At 73.7% G+C, this 19,354-nt stretch carries 13 protein-coding genes; 8 read left to right on the top strand and 5 right to left on the bottom strand.

The window, feature by feature from the left end; translation table 11 throughout:
• The first annotated feature begins 233 nt into the window (after positions 1-233).
• The 6 genes from scy to ABZ990_RS13610 all read left to right on the top strand — a co-directional run bounded on the left by scy (position 234) and on the right by ABZ990_RS13610 (position 10,314).
• Entirely contained in the window at positions 234-4,829 is a 4,596-nt protein-coding gene (gene scy, locus ABZ990_RS13635) for a polarized growth protein Scy (RefSeq protein WP_361230112.1), read from the top strand.
• A gap of 150 nt (positions 4,830-4,979) precedes the next feature.
• Positions 4,980-5,915, top strand: a complete 936-nt coding sequence (locus ABZ990_RS13630) for a cellulose-binding protein (RefSeq protein WP_361230110.1) — start codon at positions 4,980-4,982, stop codon at positions 5,913-5,915.
• A 136-nt stretch (positions 5,916-6,051) separates the two neighbouring features.
• A complete protein-coding gene (locus ABZ990_RS13625) occupies positions 6,052-7,140 on the top strand; it encodes an ATP-binding cassette domain-containing protein (RefSeq protein WP_361230108.1) in 1,089 nt (362 codons plus the stop codon).
• Positions 7,141-7,143: 3 nt separating this feature from the next.
• Complete coding sequence (locus tag ABZ990_RS13620) at positions 7,144-7,923, top strand: ABC transporter permease (protein ID WP_361230105.1); 780 nt, start codon at positions 7,144-7,146, stop codon at positions 7,921-7,923.
• Positions 7,924-8,116: 193 nt separating this feature from the next.
• The gene (locus ABZ990_RS13615) at positions 8,117-9,316 is read left to right on the top strand and encodes an ABC transporter ATP-binding protein (protein ID WP_361230102.1); all 1,200 of its coding nucleotides are present in this window, start codon (positions 8,117-8,119) and stop codon (positions 9,314-9,316) included.
• A gap of 131 nt (positions 9,317-9,447) precedes the next feature.
• A complete protein-coding gene (locus ABZ990_RS13610; RefSeq protein WP_361230099.1) occupies positions 9,448-10,314 on the top strand; it encodes an ABC transporter permease subunit in 867 nt (288 codons plus the stop codon).
• Between the two features lie 41 nt (positions 10,315-10,355).
• Here the strand turns inward: ABZ990_RS13610 and ABZ990_RS13605 are convergent, their stop codons facing one another.
• The gene (locus tag ABZ990_RS13605) at positions 10,356-10,685 is read right to left on the bottom strand and encodes an ATP/GTP-binding protein (protein WP_361230096.1); all 330 of its coding nucleotides are present in this window, start codon (positions 10,683-10,685) and stop codon (positions 10,356-10,358) included.
• A gap of 220 nt (positions 10,686-10,905) precedes the next feature.
• On the opposite strand from ABZ990_RS13605, the gene ABZ990_RS13600 reads away from it, so the two are divergent.
• Positions 10,906-11,940 (top strand): LLM class flavin-dependent oxidoreductase, encoded by a 1,035-nt coding sequence (locus tag ABZ990_RS13600; protein ID WP_361230093.1) that lies wholly within the window; start codon positions 10,906-10,908, stop codon positions 11,938-11,940.
• A gap of 335 nt (positions 11,941-12,275) precedes the next feature.
• Here the strand turns inward: ABZ990_RS13600 and ABZ990_RS13595 are convergent, their stop codons facing one another.
• Entirely contained in the window at positions 12,276-12,668 is a 393-nt protein-coding gene (locus ABZ990_RS13595; protein ID WP_361230090.1) for an SCO5389 family protein, read from the bottom strand.
• A gap of 260 nt (positions 12,669-12,928) precedes the next feature.
• Between ABZ990_RS13595 and nucS the strand changes: the two genes are divergently transcribed.
• Positions 12,929-13,654: an endonuclease NucS gene (gene nucS, locus ABZ990_RS13590; RefSeq protein WP_361230087.1), complete on the top strand. Its 726-nt coding sequence runs from the start codon at positions 12,929-12,931 to the stop codon at positions 13,652-13,654.
• 420 nt (positions 13,655-14,074) lie between these two features.
• Here the strand turns inward: nucS and ABZ990_RS13585 are convergent, their stop codons facing one another.
• The 3 genes from ABZ990_RS13585 to ABZ990_RS13575 form a co-directional block, all read right to left on the bottom strand.
• Positions 14,075-14,887 (bottom strand): ChbG/HpnK family deacetylase, encoded by an 813-nt coding sequence (locus ABZ990_RS13585; RefSeq protein ID WP_361230084.1) that lies wholly within the window; start codon positions 14,885-14,887, stop codon positions 14,075-14,077.
• A 317-nt stretch (positions 14,888-15,204) separates the two neighbouring features.
• Positions 15,205-18,312, bottom strand: coding sequence for an ATP-binding protein (locus tag ABZ990_RS13580; protein WP_361230081.1), 3,108 nt, complete (start codon positions 18,310-18,312; stop codon positions 15,205-15,207).
• Between the two features lie 637 nt (positions 18,313-18,949).
• Positions 18,950-19,273 (bottom strand): STAS domain-containing protein, encoded by a 324-nt coding sequence (locus tag ABZ990_RS13575; protein WP_019889522.1) that lies wholly within the window; start codon positions 19,271-19,273, stop codon positions 18,950-18,952.
• Positions 19,274-19,354: the final 81 nt, after the last annotated feature.

Raw genomic sequence — 19,354 nt, 5'->3', positions numbered from 1 at the left:
ACCCGCCCGCCGACCCCTCCACCACCCCCTCCGCTGACCACTCCTCAGCGGAGCACTGACCTGGCGGATTCCGGGCCCGGTAGAGTGGGCGGCTCCGGGCCGGGGCCGGTCGGAGCCGTGTGCGCGCGGCGCCGAAGACAGGATGTCGGGGTCGTCCGATCTGCCACGATTCCCCGGGGGTAAGCCCTCGGCCGTGAGGGCGTGCTCGTTGGAGTGTTGCGACCAGGGGACGGATGGACCGCGCAGTGCGGGGCTACGAACGCCAGGAGAGCCAGCGGGCCGAGGACGACCATCTCTCGCGGTTCGAGGCCGAGATGGAACGGCTGAAGAAAGAGCGAGAGAAGGCCGTCCAGCACGCCGAGGACCTCGGATACCAGGTCGAGGTCTTGCGTGCCAAGCTCCATGAGGCACGCCGTACCATCGCGTCCCGGCCTGCCTACGACAGTGCCGACGTCGGCTATCAGGCCGAACAGATGCTGCGCGACGCGCAGATGCAGGCGGAGCAGTTGCGCCAGGACGCCGAGCGCGAGCTGCGCGAGGCGCGCGCCCAGACGCAGCGCATCCTCCAGGAGCACGCCGAACAGCAGGCGCGGCTCCAGTCGGAGCTGCACACCGAGGCCGTCCAGCGCCGTCAGCAGCTCGACCAGGAGCTGAACGAGCGCCGCAAGACGGTCGAGTCGCACGTCAACGAGAACGTGGCGTGGGCCGAGCAGCTGCGCGCCCGTACGGAGTCGCAGGCCCGGCGTCTGATGGAGGAGTCGCGCGCCGAGGCCGAGCAGTCGCTCTCCGCCGCGCGTACCGAGGCCGCCCGGATCACCGAGGAGACCCGCCGCCGGGTCGGTTCCGACGCGGAGGCGGCCCGGGCCGAGGCCGAGTCGATCCTGCTGCGCGCCCGCAAGGACGCCGAGCGGATGCTCGCCACCGCCGTCGGGCAGGCCGAGGAGGCCGCCGGGCACGCCGAGCGGCTGCGTACGGCCGCGACCGCCGAGACCGACCAGGCCCGCCGCGAGGCCGCCGAGCTGTCCCGCGCGGCCGAACTGCGCGTCCAGGACGCCGAGGAGAAGCTCCGCGAGGCCCGGACGGCCGCCGAGCGCACCCTGTCCGAGGCCAGGGAGGCCGCGGCCAAGGAGATCGCGGGCGCCGAGTCCGTCAACGAGGCGCGCACCCGTACCGCCAAGTCCGAGATCGCCCGGCTGGTCGCCGAGGCCACCAAGGACGCCGAGAGCCTCAAGGAGCAGGCCGAGGAGAAGCTCCGCGAGGCCGTCCGCTCGGCCGAACGGACGGCCGCCGAGGCGTCGGAGAAGGCCCGTACGGACGCCGCGGAGGAGTCCGCCGCCGCGCTCGCCAAGGCCGCGCGGCAGGCCGAGGAGGTCCTGTCCAAGGCGTCCGAGGACGCCCAGGAGACCACCCGCAAGGCCGCCGAGGAGGCGGAGCGGCTGCGCCGTGACGCCGAGACCGAGGCGGACCGGCTGCGGCAGACCGCCGAGGAGCAGGCCGACGAGCTGCTCGGTTCGGCGAAGGACGACACCAAGGAGTACCGCGCCAAGACGGTCGAGCTGCAGGAGGAGGCGCGCCGGCTGCGCGGCGAGGCCGAGCAGCTGCGCGCCGAGGCGGTCACCGAGGGCGAGCGGATCCGGGGCGAGGCCCGCAAGGAGGCCGTCCAGCAGATCGAGGAGGCGGCGAAGACCGCCGAGGAGCTGCTGTCCCAGGCCCGGGGCGACGCCGACGAGCTGCGTACGAGCGCGGGCGCGGAGAGCGAGCGGGTCCGCGGCGAGGCCATGGAGCGGGCGCAGACCCTGCGTACCCAGGCCGAGGAGACGCTGGAGCGCACCCGCGCCGAGGCCGAGCGGCTGCGTGCCGAGGCCGAGGAGCAGGCCGAGTCGGTCAAGGAGGCGGCCGACGCCGCCGCGACCGCGCTGCGCGAGGAGGCCGAGCGGGTCGCCGAGGCGCGGCGCGTCGAGGCCGCCGAGGAGCTGTCCCGGCTGCGGACCGAGGCCGCGGACAAGCTGGAGTCGGCCGGCCAGGAGCTGGCGGACGCGCGGACCGAGAGCGAGCGGATCCGCCGCGAGGCCGCCGAGGAGACGGAGCGGCTGCGCACGGAGGCCGCCGAGCGGGTCCGGACGCTGCGGGAGCAGGCCGAGGAGGAGTCCGAGCGGCTGCGTGCCGAGGCCGCCGAGGACGCGTCCACCGACCGTGCCGAGGCCAAGGCCGCGGCGGCGGCGCTGCGCGAGGAGGCCGCGGCGGAGGCCGAGCGGCTGAAGTCGGAGGCGCAGGAGACCGCCGACCGGGTACGTGCCGAGGCCGGGGCCGCCGCCGAGCGGATCGCCGCCGAGGCCGCCGAGGCGCTGGCCGCGGCCCGCGAGGAGGCCGAGCGGCGCCGCCGGGAGGCCGAGGAGACGCTGGAGTCGGCGCGTTCCGAGGCGGGCCGGGAGCGTGAGCTGGCCCGTGAGCGGAGCGAGGAGCTGCTCGCCTCCGCCCGTAAGCGGGTCGAGGAGGCCGGGGCCGAGGCCGAGCGGCTGGTCGAGGAGGCGGAGGCCCGCGCGGCCGAGCTGGTGTCGGCCGCCGAGCAGACCGCGCAGGAGGTACGGGACGCGGTCTCGGGCCTCCGCGAAGCCGCCGAGGAGGAGATCACCGGGCTGCGCAGCGCGGCCGAGCACGCGGCGGAGCGCACCCGTACCGAGGCGCAGGAGGAGGCGGACCGGGTCCGTACCGACGCGCACGAGGAGCGGGAGCGGGCCGCCGAGGACGCGACCCGGATCCGCGAGCGCGCCAAGGAGGAGTCCGAGGCCGCGAAGGATCTGGCCGAGCGGACCGTCGCGCAGGCGATCGCCGACGCGGAGAAGCTGAAGTCGGACACCGCCGACCACGCGCAGCGGGTGCGTACCGAGGTGTCGGACGCGCTGGCGTCGGCGGAGCAGGACGCGGCCAGGACCCGGGCGGACGCCCGTGACGACGCGAACCGGATCCGTTCGGAGGCGGCGGAGCGGGCCGAGACCACGGTCGGCGACGCCCGTACGGAGGCGGAGCGGATCGGCGCCGAGGCCGAGCAGGTACTGGACGACGCCCGCAAGGCCGCCGACCAGCGCCGCAGCGACGCCGCCGAGCAGGCCGACACCCTGATCGGCGAAGCCCGTACGGAAGCCGAGCGGATCGGCATCGAGGCCGAGCAGGTCCTCGACGACGCCCGCAAGGCCGCCGACAAGCGGCGTTCGGACGCGGCCGAGCAGGCCGACACCCTGATCGGCGAGGCCCGTTCGGAAGCCGAGCGGATCGGCGCCGAGGCCGAGCAGGTCCTCGACGACGCCCGCAAGGCCGCCGACAAGCGGCGTTCGGACGCGGCCGAGCAGGCGGACACCCTGGTCGGCGAGGCGACGGCCGAGGCCGGCCGGCTCACCGCCGAGGCCGAGCGGCTGGTGGTCGAGGCCGAGCAGGTCAAGGCCGACGGCGAGGCCGAGGCGGAGGCGCTGCGGGCCGCCGCCCGCGCGGACGGCGAGCAGGTGCTCGACGAGGCGCGCAAGGCGGCCGACAAGCGGCGCAGCGACGCCGCTGAGCAGGCGGACACGCTGATCGGCGAGGCGTCGGCGGAGGCCGAGCGGCTCACGAACGAGGCGGCCGAGCTCCTGGAGTCGACCGAGCAGGACGCGGCGCGGATCCGTACGGAGTCCGAGCAGGTCAAGGTGGACGGCGAGGCGCACGCGCAGGCGCTGCGCAGTGCCGCGCTCGCGGACGCCGACCGGATCCTGGACGAGGCGCGGAAGAAGGCGGACCAGCGCCGCAGCGACGCGGCCGAGCAGGCCGACACGCTGATCGGGGAGGCCCGTTCGGAGGCCGAGCGGATCGGCGTCGACGCGGAGCAGGTGCTCGACGACGCCCGTAAGGCCGCCGACCAGCGCCGTAGCGACGCGGCCGAGCAGGCGGACACGCTCGTCGCCGAGGCCCGCAAGGAGGCCGAGCGGATCGCCGTGGAGGCGGCCCGGGTCAAGGCCGAGGCCGAGGCCGCGGCGGAGGAGGCGCTCGCCACGGCGCGCGCCGAGGCCGACCGTACGCTCGACGAGGCCCGTGAGGCCGGCGCGAAGAAGCGGTCGGACGCGGCCGAGCAGGCCGACCAGCTGATGGCCAAGGCTCAGGAGGAGGCGCTGCGCGCCACCACCGAGGCGGAGGAGCAGGCGGACACGATGGTCGGCGCGGCCCGCGAGGCGGCCGAGCGGATCGTGACCGAGGCGACCATCGAGGGCAACTCGCTGGTGGAGAAGGCCCGCACGGACGCCGACGAGCTGCTGGTCGGCACCCGTACGGACGCGAACGCGATCCGGGAGCGCGCGGAGGAGCTGCGGACCCGGGTCGAGAGCGAGGTCGAGGAGCTGCACGACCGGGCGCGGCGCGAGACGGCCGAACAGATGAAGACGGCGGGCGAGCGCGTCGACAAGCTGGTGAAGGCCGCGGAGGAGCAGAGCGCCGAGGCCGCGGAGAAGGCCAAGGAGCTCGTCTCGGAGGCGACTTCGGAGGCGAGCAAGGTCCGGATCGCGGCAGTGAAGCGGGCCGAGGGGCTGCTCAAGGAGGCCGAGCAGAAGAAGGCGTCGCTGGTGGCGGAGGCCGAGAAGATCCGGGCGGAAGCCCAGGCCGAGGCCGAGCGGACGGTGTCCGAGGGGCGGCAGGAGCTCGATGTCCTGACGCGCCGTCGCAAGGACATCAATGCCGAGATCTCCCGTGTCCAGGACGTCCTGGAGGCGTTGGAATCTTTCGAAACCCCGTCCACCGAAGGGAAGGACGGGGCGAAGGCAGGAGCGTCGTCGGGCTCGTCCCGGTCGGGTGGCAAGAACTCCCGGTGACAGCCACCCGAAAGACGGGGACAGCCACCCAAAAGACTGGACATTCTCCAGATCAAACGGGCATATGCTCGATGACACGCCGTTAAGACCCCTAGGATTCCCTCTAACACCTCACCCCACAACACACCGGTCTCTTTCGACAGGAACCCCATGAGCGACACATCCTCCCCCTTCGGCTTCGAGCTCGTGCGGCGCGGTTACGACCGCGGTCAGGTGGACGACCGCATTACCAAGCTCGTCGCCGACCGTGACAGTGCTCTGGCCCGAATCACCTCGCTGGAGAAGCGGATCGAGGAGCTGCACCTCGAGACGCAGAACGCCCAGACCCAGGTCACGGACGCCGAGCCGTCCTACGCCGGTCTCGGTGCCCGCGTGGAGAAGATCCTGCGCCTCGCCGAGGAGGAGGCGAAGGACCTGCGCGAGGAGGCCCGCCGCGCCGCCGAGCAGCACCGTGAGCTCGCGGAGTCGGCGGCCCAGCAGGTCCGCAACGACGCCGAGTCGTTCTCGGCCGAGCGGAAGGCGAAGGCCGAGGACGACGGGGCCCGGATCGTCGAGAAGGCTCAGGGCGAGGCGAACTCGCTGCGCGCCGACGCGCAGAAGGACGCCCAGTCGAAGCGTGAGGAGGCGGACGCCCTCTTCGAGGAGACCCGCGCCAAGGCCGCCCAGGCCGCCGCGGACTTCGAGACCAACCTGGCCAAGCGCCGGGAGCAGTCCGAGCGCGACCTGGCGTCCCGCCAGGCGAAGGCGGAGAAGCGACTGGCCGAGATCGAGCACCGGGCGGAGCAGCTGCGCCTGGAGGCCGAGAAGCTGCGTACGGACGCGGAGCGCCGGGCCCGCCAGACGGTGGAGACCGCGCAGCGCCAGTCCGAGGACATCGTGGCCGACGCGAACGCCAAGGCGGACCGCATCCGCAGCGAATCGGAGCGCGAGCTGGCGGCGCTGACGAACCGCCGCGACTCGATCAACGCCCAGCTGACCAACGTCCGCGAGATGCTGGCCACGCTGACCGGTGCCGCGGTGGCCGCGGCCGGTTCCCCGCTGGACGAGGACCGCACGACGGGCGTCCCGGCGCAGCAGTCGCGTTGATCCGCGGTCAGGGCTGAGGCTGGGGCCGACCGGCCAAGGGTCGAACGGCCGGTCGATGAACCGGTGAGCTGATTGCCTGAAAATCCCTCCGTCACTCGGGTGGCGGGGGGATTTTCGTGCGCTTAGCTTGGTACGCATGATCGAGCTGGCGGGTCTCACCAAGCGCTACGGTTCGAAAACAGCGGTCGACCATCTGACCTTCTCGGTGCGGCCGGGGGTGGTCACGGGCTTCCTCGGGCCCAATGGTGCGGGCAAGTCCACGACGATGCGGATGATGCTGGACCTCGACAACCCGACGAGCGGGACGGTCCGGATCGACGGCAAGCACTACCGCGATCTGAAGGAGCCCCTGAAGTACATCGGGGCACTGCTCGACGCCAAGGCGATGCACGGGGGCCGTTCGGCGTACAACAACCTCCTCTGTCTGGCGCAGTCCAACCGGATCCCGGAGCGGCGCGTCGGCGAGGTGCTCGATCTGGTGGGTCTGACGGCGGTGGCGCGCAAGAAGTCGAAGGGCTTCTCGCTCGGCATGGGCCAGCGGCTCGGGATCGCGTCGGCGCTGCTCGGCGACCCGGAGATCCTGATGTTCGACGAGCCGGTCAACGGTCTCGATCCCGAGGGCATCCACTGGATCCGCAACCTCATGAAGACGCTGGCGGCCGAGGGCCGGACCATCTTCGTCTCCAGCCACCTCATGAGCGAGATGGCCCTGACGGCGGACCATCTGATCGTCATCGGCCAGGGCCGGCTGCTCGCCGACACCTCGATGGCCGACTTCATCCACCAGAACTCCCGCAGTTACGTACGGCTGCGCTCCCCGCAGCAGGAGCGGCTGCGCGACGTCCTGCACGGCGAGGGCCTGATCGCGGTGGAGGCGGGCGGCGGGGTCCTGGAGGTGGACGGGACGACGACGGAGCGGCTGGGCGAACTGGCCGCCGCGCACGGGATCACGCTGCACGAGCTGAGCTCCCAGCGGGCCTCGCTGGAGGAGGCGTTCATGCAGATGACGGCGGGGGCGGTGGAGTACCACTCGCACGGGACGGACATCCACGGGGCGGGTGGGTACGGGCCGGACGAACACGGCGGTGACGGTGACGCGGGCGGGCCGCCCGGGGGCGGCGGGCCCGGTGCGGGACCCGGTGGCGGACCCGGTGCCGGCCCCGGCGCGGGGCCTGACGCGGGGCCCGGGCCGCGGTGGGGCGAGAGCTACGAGAGGGGAGCCTGAGCGATGGCGGCGGCGACGGCGGTCCTGCGCTCGGAGTGGACCAAGATCCGGACGGTGTCGTCCACCGTGTGGACGCTGGCGAGCGCCCTGGTGGTGACGGTCGCGATGGGCGCGGCGCTGAGCGCGCTGATGCGGGCGCAGTTCGACCACCTCGACCCGATCCAGCAGGCCACCTTCGACCCGACCTACGTGAGCTTCTCCGGGATGGTCCTCGGGCAGCTCGCGATGGTGGTCTTCGGGGTGCTGGTGGTGGGCACCGAGTACTCGTCGGGCATGATCCGCACCTCGCTCGCGGCGGTCCCGCAGCGGGCCACGTTCCTCTTCTCGAAGATCGCGGTCGCCGGGGTGCTCGCCTTCGTGGTGGGGATCGCGACCGGATTCCTGTCGTTCTTCCTCGGCCAGGCGCTGCTCGGCGGCCATCGCACCACCCTCGGCGCGGACAACGTGCTGCGCGCGGTGATCGGCGCCGGCCTCTACATGGGGCTGATCGCGCTGTTCTCGATGGGGGTGGCGACGATGCTGCGCTCGTCGATGCTGTCGCTCGGCATCCTGGTGCCGTTCTTCTTCCTGATCTCCCAGATCCTGTCGGCCGTCCCGAAGGCGAAGGAGGTCGCCCGCTACTTCCCGGACCAGGCCGGCTCGCGGATCATGCAGGTCGTGCCCGCGGCGCTGGGCGGGGAGAAGGCGCCGTACGGGCCGTGGGGCGGCCTCGGGATCATGGTGCTGTGGGTGGTGGCCGCGCTGATCGGCGGGTACGTGGTGCTCAAGCGGCGCGACGCCTGACGCCTGCGGGGGGGGGTGCCGACCGCTGCGGCGGGCGGGCCGGAAGGGCCCGTCGCGCCCCGGGACGCCCGACAGATCACGATTCGGCTGAGGCGGAACCGTAAAGAGCTGGTTAAGCTCTTCGCTCGTACGGGGGATTTTGGCCTGTGGTCGTCGTGCCCCCACGACCCGACCTTGTCGATGGGGCTGGAGAATGATCGAGGCAGTCGGCCTGACCAAGCGCTATGGCGCGAAGACGGCCGTGGACAACCTTTCCTTCCAGGTGCGGCCCGGGCATGTGACCGGCTTCCTGGGCCCGAACGGCTCGGGCAAGTCGACGACCATGCGCATGATCCTCGGTCTCGACACGCCGACGGCCGGGCAGGTGACGATCGGCGGGCATCCGTTCCGGCAGTTGCCGAACGCACCCCGCCAGGTCGGCGCGCTGCTCGACGCGAAGGCCGTGCACGGCGGGCGCAGCGCCCGTAACCACCTGCTCTCCCTCGCACAGCTCGCCGGCATCCCGGCGCAGCGGGTGGACGAGGTGCTGGGCGTGGTCGGCCTCCAGGAGGTGGCCAAGCGGCGCTCCAACGGCTTCTCGCTCGGCATGGGCCAGCGGCTCGGCATCGCGGCGGCGCTGCTCGGCGACCCGCAGGTGCTGCTGTTCGACGAGCCGGTCAACGGTCTCGACCCGGAGGGCATCCTCTGGGTCCGCAATCTGATGAAGAAGCTGGCCTCCGAGGGCCGCACGGTCTTCGTCTCCAGCCACCTCATGAGCGAGATGGCGCTGACGGCGGACCATCTGATCGTCATCGGCCGGGGCCGGCTGCTCGCCGACATGAGCGTCACGGACTTCATCTCGGCGAACTCCGCCGACTTCGCCCGGGTGCGCACCCCGCAGACCGAGCCGGCCCAGCGGGAGAAGCTGACGGCGGTCCTGACGGAGGCCGGCGGCCAGGTGATGCCGGAGCCGGACGGCGCGCTGCGGGTGACCGGTCTCGAACTGCCGAGGATCAGCGATCTCGCGCACGGCGCGGACGTCCGGCTGTGGGAGCTGTCGCCGCACCAGGCGTCCCTTGAGGAGGCGTACATGCGGATGACGCAGGGCGCCGTGGACTACCGTTCGACCGACGACCAGCTCGCCCACCTCCAGGCGCCGGTCCCGCCGCACATGCTGCCCGAGCAGCCGGGTCCGGTGATCCCCGAGGTGCCGCAGCAGGGCTGGTACGCCCCGCCGCCGCCCGGGCAGAACCCGTACGCCGTGCCCACCGGGCCCGCCGCGCACGCCGTACCGCCGCAGGCCGCCCCGCAGCCCTTCCCGCCGGCCCCCGCGGCCGTACCGCAGCCGCACCCGCACCCCGCCCCGCAGCCGCCGCAGCCCCAGTCGCCGCAGAACGCCGAGGACGCCCGATGACGACCCCGCACCCGAGCCCGGTCCCGAGCCCCGCCCCGGGCCCCTTCCCCGGCCCCGGCATGCCTCCGGGGGCACCTCAGGGAATGCCCCAGGGAATGCCGCCCGGGATGCCGCCGGTAATGCCGCCGGGGATGCCTCATCAGGCCGTACCGCAGACCGCGCACGCGGGCCCGGCGGGCCAGGGGGGCCCGGCTCCGTACACGTACGTCTCCCCCATCCCCGTCCGCAAGGCGACCCTCGGCGACGCGCTCGCCTCCGAGTGGACGAAGATCCGCTCGGTGCGCTCCACGGTGTGGACGCTGGGGACCATGGTGCTGCTGATGCTCCTCATCGGCCTCGGCATCGCCCTGATCGCCTCGGCGACGACGGCCGGGGACCAGCCGGCCGATTCGGCGCTCGCCCTGGGCTTCTTCGGGCTGCTGCCGGCCTCGATCTGTGTGATGACGCTCGGCGTGCTGACCATCAGCTCCGAGTTCGGCACGGGCATGATCCGTACGACGCTGACCGCCTGCCCGAGCCGTTCCCGGGTGCTCACCGCGAAGGCGCTGATCTTCTTCCTGCTGGTGTTCGTCCTGGTCACGGTGGTGGCCGCGGTGGTCAGCGGGTTCCAGGTGGCGATGGTGAGCGGAGCCTCGCCGAGCGCCGGGGAGTGGCTGCGGGCCACCGTCGGCGCCGGGCTCTACCTGGCCCTGCTCGGGCTGCTCGCCATGGGCGTGGGCGCGATCGTGCGGCACTCGGCGGGCGCGATCACGGTGATGATCGGCGTGCTGCTGATGCCGCTGGTGGCGGCGCTGTTCATGTTCTCCGAGGCGATGCAGAGCGTGCAGAAGGCGCTGACCACGTACGCGATCCCGTCGCAGATGATCGGGCTCTACAGCGACACCGCGCCGTTCGGCGACAGCGGCCCGGCGGGCTGGGAACCGGTGCTGATCATGGCCGGGCTCGCGGCCGTCGCGCTCGGCGCGGCCTACGCCCTGCTGAACAACCGGGACGTGTGAACCCCGAGGCCCGGTAGGAGTACCGGGGACTGGTCCGAGGGCTAGTACCGAGGCGCGTTACGGGACCGCTGCACCCTGCTGGTGCGGCGGTCCTTCGCGTTCCAGCAGGCCTTGTGCCAGTGCCGGCGGTCGTCGACTCCCCCGTACTCCGGCCACGCCACCACGTGCGGCGCGGCGGCCGGGATCTCCTGGTCGCAGCCGGGGCAGCGGTAGCGCTTGCCGGGCGAGCTCGCGCCGGCGACATGGCGGACGCACCACTCCTCGCCCTGCCAGGTCTCGGTGGTCTGCACACCGCCGTACCGGCCGCCGTCCGAATCACCCTGCGATACGGGCTTCGCACCGCCACGCGGGCGGTTGTGACGCGGGGACACTTCGACACCTCACCGAAGTCGGGAACACGGACGGTTCCCCCCAGCGTACGGGCCGCGACCGGGTGCCCCTGAACCCTTCCGGGCAAGGATCAGCCGAAAATCGCAAGAGTTTCGTGGTGGGCCGTGCCCTTGGCACGTGTCAGGCGTTGTTGCCAAGGAAGGGGGGAGTTCGCCGGGGGCTCCGTGGAGGAGACGCGCCGGCCGCGAGGAGGCAGAAGCAATGCGCGTGGGTACGTTCGTCCTGGCCGCCCAGTTCCCGGGCCAGGGTCAGGCGGAACCGCTGTACCGGGCCGTCCGCACCGCCGAGGCCGCCGAGGAGGCGGGGCTCGACGAGGTGTGGCTGGCCGAGCATCATTTCGTGCCGTACGGGGTCTGCCCGTCGGCCGTCACCCTGGCCGCCCTGTTGCTCGGCCGGACCCGCCGGATCCGGGTCGGCACGGCCGTCAGCGTACTCCCGACGGTCCATCCGGTGGCACTCGGCGAACAGGCGGCGCTGCTGCACGTGACCTCGGGCGGACGGTTCACGCTCGGCGTGGGGCGGGGCGGTCCGTGGATCGACCTGGAGGTCTTCGGCGCGGGACTGCCCGCGTTCGACACGGGCTTCCCGGACTCGCTCGACCTGCTCCTGCGCTGGCTCACCGAGCCCCGGGTGGGGGCCGCCGGAGAGCGCTACGCGTTCCGCGAGGTGGCGGTGGTGCCGGCGCCCGGCGAGCTGATCGGCGGGGCGGCGGCGCCCGAGGTCCTGGTGGCCTGCACCTCGCCGAAGAGCGTCCGGCTCGCCGCCGAACGCGGGCTGCCGATGCTGCTCGGCATGCACTGCGGCGACGAGGACAAGGCCGGGATGGTGGAGAGCTGGGCCCGCTGCGCGCGGGAGGCCGGGCGCGATCCGGACGAGATCGCCCGGATCGGGGCGTCCCATGTGTCGGCCGGGGTGGTCCAGCTCGCCGATCACGGCCCGGAGGCGGCGCGGACGCTCCTGAAGACGATGCCGGGCTGGCTGAAACAAGGCCTTGGAGCCCATGTCACGGTGGACGGCAGGCACCGGGTGATGCGCGATCCGGTGGCGTACACGGAACTTTTGTGCGGCCTGCACGCGGTGGGGACCCCCCGGCTCGCGGCGGATCGGCTCGCGGCGACCGCGGAGCGTACGGGGATCACGCGCTTCGCGCTGCTGGCGGAGGGCTCGGGCGATCTCGCGGCGACCGAGGAGAACGTGCGGAGGCTGGGCGCGGAGGTGCTTCCGCAGCTCGTGTGAGGGGCCTGAGGGGGCGGGGGTGAGGGCGGGGGCCGGGGCCAGGGGCGGGGCGGCTGGAGGCCCGAGGGGGTTTGGGGGTCCGGGAGGTCCGGGGGTCGGGGTCCGAGGAACCGGAGGTCAGGGGGATCTCAGGGTCGGGCCGGGTGGTGACCGTACTCCCGGAAAATCCATGGGCGGGGCGGTGGGCGGGGCGGAGAACCCATGGACCCGGACCCCTAGGGGTCCGGGTCCTCGGCAGGCGCCCCGGGTGCGGCCCGATGCGGAGACCGTGCCGCCGCTCCCGTACCCGCGGTGCTTCCCGGGTCGGTACGGCGCGGCGGCGCCGGATGCGTCGGTCAGCAGTCGCGCAGTTCCGGCGACTGGTTGAGCAGCTGCCCCCGTACCGAGGTGAAGCGGGCGTGCCGCTCGTCCGAGGTGGCGTCGAGCGGGAAGACCGCCACCCGGTGGCAGTTCTGGAAGGCGAGGCGCACGCCGAAGTGCCGCTGGAGGGCACCGCGGATGGCATCGCTCGCGAGCGCGCGCAGCAGCTGCCCGCGCGCCTGCTCGTCCGGCGGCGGGGTCTGGTTGTCGGCGAACTCTCCGCCTTCGACCTCCAGCTGTGCCACCAGAGAGCTGATCATCTCCCACGCGTAGGGCAGGGAGGTCCGGACGCAGTCGACGAAGTCGGCTTCGTCGACCTCGCCTCGCTCGGCCTGTGCCAACAGCGCCGGTGAGACGTCGAGCGACATGGGTTCTCCTCTCGCGACCCCGGGGGTGGGGTCGTACGGGCAGGGCCAGGGGGTCGCGGCGCGCACACAGCGTGCGGGGACGACGACCTCCCGTCCTCCACGGTAAGGGCCGGGTCCGGCCCGCACCAGGAGAATGGGCACACAACCAGCCACGTCCACAGGGGAGTTGGGAGTGCGCCCGGCGTACGCCCGGCGGTCGGCCGGGCCGGGCCGGTGCCCGAATCGCGCCGAGCGGCTTCCGTCTTGTAGCGTTGCGCACCATGCGTCTTGTCATTGCCCGCTGCTCCGTGGACTACGCGGGTCGGCTCACGGCCCACCTGCCCTCCGCTCCCCGTCTGATCCTGGTCAAGGCAGACGGCAGTGTCTCCATTCACGCGGACGACCGGGCGTACAAACCGCTCAACTGGATGTCGCCGCCGTGCACCCTCAAGGAGTCCGCGGGCACCGACGCCCCCGGCGCCGCCGGGAACGGCGAGGCGGGCGAGGCCGGTGAGAACGCCGCCGCGGCGGTCTGGACCGTCGTCAACAAGGCGGGCGAGAAACTGATCATCACGATGGAGGAGATCCTCCACGACTCCTCGCACGAGCTGGGCGTGGACCCGGGCCTGATCAAGGACGGCGTGGAAGCGCACCTCCAGGAGCTGCTCGCGGACCGGATCGAGACCCTGGGCGAGGGCTGGACGCTGGTCCGCCGCGAGTACCCGACGGCCATCGGCCCGGTGGACATCCTGTGCCGGGACTCCGACGGCGCGACCGTCGCGGTGGAGATCAAGCGGCGCGGCGAGATCGACGGCGTGGAGCAGCTGACCCGCTACCTGGACCTCCTCAACCGCGACCCGCACCTCGCTCCGGTGAAGGGCATCTTCGCGGCGCAGGAGATCAAGCCGCAGGCGCGCGTGCTGGCGAACGACCGCGGCATCGACTGCGTGGTGCTCGACTACGACGCGCTGCGCGGCATCGAGGACGACAAGCTGCGCCTGTTCTGACGGCGGCGCGCGGGCTCGCCCCGCGCGTACGGACCGACCGGACGACCGGACCGACCGGGCCGGCCGGCTACCAGGGGCTCTGGTGCGAGGAATCGCACGAGGGCCCCTGTGACGTGTCGGGAGGGCGGGTCGGTCCCCTACGGGCAGGGCCGTAGGGGACCGCCCCGTAAGGGGAGGGAACGGGGGCGCGCCCGCCCCCTACGGGACGGCCTCAGGGAGGGCATCCGGGCCCCGGACAGTCGGCGCCGGACCGCCGCACCGGCACCCGAGCCCAAGCCCGAGCCCGAGCCCGAACGGGGGAAGCGGCCCGCTGCCCGGAGGACGGCGGGCCGGATCGCTCATCGCATGTGGGTGCCCTGGGACCAGGCGTGCTGGATCGTCCGGTAGTCGATCACGCGTATGTCCTCCTGCCGGAGAGCTTCACTGGCCTGCGGCGAGGTCAGGAATTCGTAGTCCGTCCGGCGCACGAGCCAGCGGCCGTCGAGCGCTCGCGACGCCGTCGCCCAGGCCGGGATGCACCGCCCATTCGTTGAGTCCGGCGGGCAGATCGTGCAGCAGCTGCGCGTACCGGGCCGCTTTTCCCTCGGTGTCGAGGGAAAAGCTGTCCAGGAAGTCGTTGTCGACGACCGGCAGTCCGCGTTGCCGCGCCGCCCCGCGCGCGGGTTCGAGCCAGATCCGGACCGCGAGGCCGTACTCGGCGGCCGGCCCGACCGCCAGGTCGAGGAGGTCGTCACGGCCGCCGTCGGCCAGGCAATGGAAGTCCAGATGGGTCGGCGCGAGCCCGGCCTCGGCGACGACATCGATCTGGGCACGGAATTCGCGTTCCACCTCGTCGGGCCGAGCCTGTTCGAGCAGAGCCGCCCGTCCGGCGGGTGTCGGTGGGAACAACGCGCCCTCGGGGTCGAGCAGTGAGGGAACTCTTTCCCGGGCGGTCAGCGGTCCCCAGGGCAGGCCGGGGAAGTCGGACACGAGCGTGAGGTGGACCCCGAACGGGATCCACGGCCGTCGGACGAGCGCGTTCATGGCCTGCCTCGCCGAGGGAGGCAGGACCATCAGACTGCACGAGCCGGCGATTCCCTCTTCGATCGACTCGATGACCGCGGCGTCGATCGCCGGGTACATCCCGAAGTCGTCGCAGTTGACGATCAGCAGTCGGGCATCGGGGGGATGTCCGAGGAGCTGACTCGACCGTATTGCCGGCGTGACGGCCGTGGGCCCGGTCTCTTCGTCCATGCCCGCAGTCTGAGTCCCGGCCTGAGTTCGCGCACCGGGATACGCAGACGCGGCACGCGGCACGGCACGCAGACGCGGCACGCGGCACGGCACGCAGACGCGGCACGCGGCACGGCACGCAGACGCGGCACGCGGCACGGCTTCCGGGCCACCGGGCCGGTGGCCGGGCCGCGTAGGCGCCTCCCTCTGCCCTGCGCGAGAAGGCGCGAGCACAGGACACGGCCCCCTCCCCGGGCGAAGCCTCGGGGAGGGGGCCGTGTCGCCGGACCGCCGCGCGGGCACGAACCCGCGCGGCAGTCCGGATCAGACAGCCCGGATCAGGCCGTCGGGGCCGCCGCCGGCGGAGTGTCCTCGCCGCGCGAGGCGGAGGCGGAACCGTTGGGCTCGTCCGGGGTGGTCGGCGGCGTGGTCGGGACCGTCGTGACCGGCGGATCCGTCGGGTCCGTCGGGGGGTCGGTGTGCGTCGGCGCGGTGGGCTGCGGGGTCCCCGTCGGGCTCTTGGTGGGGAGCGGGTCGTCCGTGGTCTCCGTGGGGGCCGGTTCGACGGTCTCGGTCGCGGACGGGGTGGCGGACGGCTCGGTCGTGGCGGTCGAGGCGGTGGCGCTCGGGGCCGTCGTGGCGGTGGGGTCCTGGGGTACGGACCCGCCGACCGGGTTGTCGGTGGCCGCGTCCTGGGTGGGCTCGTCGGCCTCGCCGCCGGTGTCGTCCCGCGTGCTGTCCCGGCTCGGGGAGCTGTCGGAGGTGACCTGGTCGCCGGTGGCGGGGCCGCCGCCGTTGCCGGAGGTGGCCCCGAGGGTGACCACGGTGCCGAGGACGGCGGCGAGCAGAACGCCCGCGCCGATGGCGAACACATTGCGGCGGGCACCCGAGAGGAGGCCCCCACGCAGACTGTGCCGGCCGCTGCCCCGGCTGAGGACGCCCTTCAGGCCCGGGGCGGGCGGCTGCCCCGCCCCCTGCCCGGCGGGCCGTCCCGGGGCCTGGAGGCGGCCCGTCACGGCGGTGGCCGCCGTGGACGCGGTGGGCGCGGTATCGGCCGGGAAGGCCGCGAACGCGTCGAGCGACGCCTTCGAGGCCACCGGGGGCATCGGCTTCGCCGGGGTCGGCGGCGCCAGGTCGGGGAAGGCGGACTTGGCCGGGATCGCCGCGGTCGGGCCCGTGACCGGCCCGGCGGAACCGGCAGTCCTGGCAGCCCCGGCAGCCCCCGCGGCTCCGGAAGCCCCGGCCCCGGTCTTCGGAAGCATGGCGGTCTCGGCCGCGGGGTTCACGGTCCCGGGCGTCGGCAGCGCTTCGGTCACCGCCGTCGGCGGTCCGACCAGTCCCGCCGGTCCCGACGGTCCCGCAAGACCGGCCGGTCCGGTCTGCGGCAGGGCGGCGGTCGCCGCCGTCGCGGATCCGGCGGCGGTCGCCGGGAGAGCCGCGGTCACGGCCGTGGCACCCACCGGGCCGGTCTTCGGCAGCGCGGCGGTCGCGGCCGTAGCGCTCGCCACTCCACGCTTCGGGAGCGGTGCGGTGGCCGCCGTGGCGGGCCCGCCCGGTCCACCCGGGCCGCCCGGCCCGGTCTTCGGCAGCATGGCCGTCTCGGCCGTGGCACTCACCGGGGCGGGCGTGGCGTCCGCCGTCAGGGCGGACTCGCCGGTGAGGTCGGCGACGAGGGCGAGGGCACGGCGCCCGGCGACGGTGCCGCTCTTGTCGGCGACGGCGCCGCGCATCCCGATGGACGCCTCCAGTTCGGCGCGGGCCCGCTGGAGACTGCCCCGGCACAGTGCGAGGACGCCCAACTCGTGGTGGAAGTACGCCTCTTCGGCGACCTCTCCGGCTCGCCGGGCGGCCTCGAGGCCGGCCCGCAGGGCGCGTTCCCAGGCGGACCAGTGCAGTCCGGCGGCGAAGGCGGGGCCGGCCGCGCGGGCCAGCGGCATGGCCGCGGCGCGCTGTTCGGGGTCGTCGGCCGCCGCGAGCGCGGTGAGGGCGGCGAGCTGCGCGTCGGCCTCGGCGCAGGCGCGCTCGGAGGTGACGGAGGGGTGTCCGGCCCACCAGGCGTAGTGCAGGGCGGCGGTGTGCGCGCGGGCCGCCGGGTCGGGCTCGTACTCCTCGGCGACGAGCTGGGTGAGGACCCCGGCGGCGAGCCGGTAGCGGGGGCCGACCGGGGAGAGCAGGCCGCAGGAGAGGAGTTCGCCGATGGCGGCGTCGGCGTGGGTGTCGCCGACGAGGGCGGGCAGGTGCGCCTGGTGCGGGACCTCGCCGCCGAGGGCGACGGCGAACCGCAGCGTCTCCTGGGCAGAGCGGCTGAGCCGGGAGGCGAGCAGCACAGCGGGCGCGGCACCCTGGCCGAGGCTCGGCACGGGAACGTCACGCGGCCCGGCCCCGGACTCGCCGGACTCGCCGGTTCCGTCGGCCTCACCGGCGGCGTCCGCACCGGTCCGGACGGCGGACCCGCCCGCCGCACCGGACCCGCCCGACGGACCGGACGGGCCGAAGGCCTCCTCCAGCGCGCCGAAGGCGTCGAACTCGGCGGGCGTGGCGGCACGCAGCCGGTCGCGCTGCCGCAGCAGGGCGCCGGCCTGGACGAAGCGGATCGGCAGCCCCTGGGACTCGAACCACAGGTCGCCGGCCCACGCGGTCTCGTCCTCGGTGAGCGGCCGGCCGGCCGCGGCCGTCAGGAGGGCGACGGCACCGGCCCGGTCGAGACCGGTCAGTTCGAGCTCTTCGAGGGCGGCCTCGGGCGAGGGCGCCGGGGTGTCGGTCCCGGCGGAGAAGAGGAAGGCGCAGTCGGGGGTGGCCGCGAGCAGTTCGTCGAGGGCGGCGCCGCCGAATTCGAGGTCGTCGACGAGGACGATGGCGCCTATGCCGCTCACCTCGCGGTGGAGTTCCTCGCGGTCGGGCCGGAAGCCGGGGGCGTACTGGACGGCGTAGAAGAGGTCGTACAGCAGGTCGGCGACGGTGCGATGACGGCCGGTCAGCCGGACCACGCCGTCGGGGGCGACCCCGGCGCAGTCGGCGGCCACGGCGTCGAGCAGGGCGGTGCGGCCGGAGCCGGCGGGGCCGCTGAGGCGGGCGGAACGGCCGCGAGTGAGGTGCTGGACGAGCTGCTCGCGCTGCTCCTCGCGCCCGGTGAGCGGGAGGGCGGGCACGGCGGGCCCCGGCGGTACGGGCGGGGCGGCGGCGCGGGCGGCCTCGGCGCGCTCGCGGTCGGTGCGGCGGCGGGGCTCGGCCGGGAGGGCGCCGGGCGGGCAGATCTCGATCTCGCCGCCGTCGAGGGGGTTGAGGGTGAGCAGCAGGCCGCCGGAGACGAGACGGGCGGTGCGCACCCGGGCGGGGCCGGTCGGCGCGGGCGCGGGCGTGGGCGTGGGCGCGGTGTGCCCGGGGCGGGCATCCGCTCCCTCGGTGTCGCGACCGTTCTCCTCGGGCCCCCGGTTGATCGGGTCCATGGTGCAAGCTCCCAAGCGGCGGACGATGTACAGGCGAGCCGACCCTAGACGGTCGCCAGGGCCGCCGGAACAGCCGGGGTGCCACGGAGACCAAGACGTCACGGTCTTGTGAGGATTGAGCGTGACGCCTGGTTCACACAGTGACTTCACACGCGCGTGTCACGCCTGTGACAAGGGATCCCCGAGCGAAAGGTGCCGTCGTACGGCATATGCCGGTGCACTGAAGACCATATCCGCTGTGCCGGGGACAATGTGACGAGGCATATGCCAGAACTCGTACGCCGACCGGTACCCACGCCCGGCCCCGTCCCGCCCGGCCCTGTCCGTACAGTCCCGTCCGTACAGCCCTGTCCGGCAGGTCACGCACCCGGATCCCGCGGGATCCCTCCCGGAAAGCCGGCCCTGTACGCCGGATCCCGTACGGCCGATCCCGTAGGGCCGGTCCGCCCGCCCGGTCCGGTGAAGTCGAACCCGTACGGCCAGTCCCGTACGACCGGTCCCGTACGACCGGTCCCGTACGACCGGTCCCGTACGACCGAACCCTTACGGTCGATCCCCTACGGCTGATCCCGTACGTCCGGCCCCCTACGGCCGGTCCCGCACGTCCGATCCCGTACGTCCGATCCCCTACGGCCCGTCAGACCCTCGGCAGCGACTCGGCGGCGAGTCCGCCCTCGATCGCGAGGATGCGGTGCAGCCGGGTGGCGACGAGCAGACGCTGCATCTGGGGCGGTACTCCGCGCAGCACCAGCCGGCGGCCACAACGGCCGGCCCTGCGGTGGGCGCCCATGATGACGCCGAGCCCGGTCGCGTCCCAGGAGTCGAGGCCGGTCAGGTCGAGCACGAGGTCGCCGACACCGTCGTCGACCGCCGAGTGCAGGACCGTTCGGGCGTCCGCCGCACTTCGGACGTCGAGGCGGCCCCCGACGACCAGTTCGGCATGGTCGCCCCTGATGTGCATATGCGCTCCCCGGAGTGCTCCGTCGTATGCCCGTCTACGCAACCCTTGACTGCCGTCCCGGCGGAAGCGTTGCGCTCTGTA

This window comes from Streptomyces sp. NPDC046203, assembly GCF_040646255.1.
Classification (GTDB): domain Bacteria; phylum Actinomycetota; class Actinomycetes; order Streptomycetales; family Streptomycetaceae; genus Streptomyces.
This window is presented reverse-complemented; position numbering and strand designations above follow the sequence as displayed.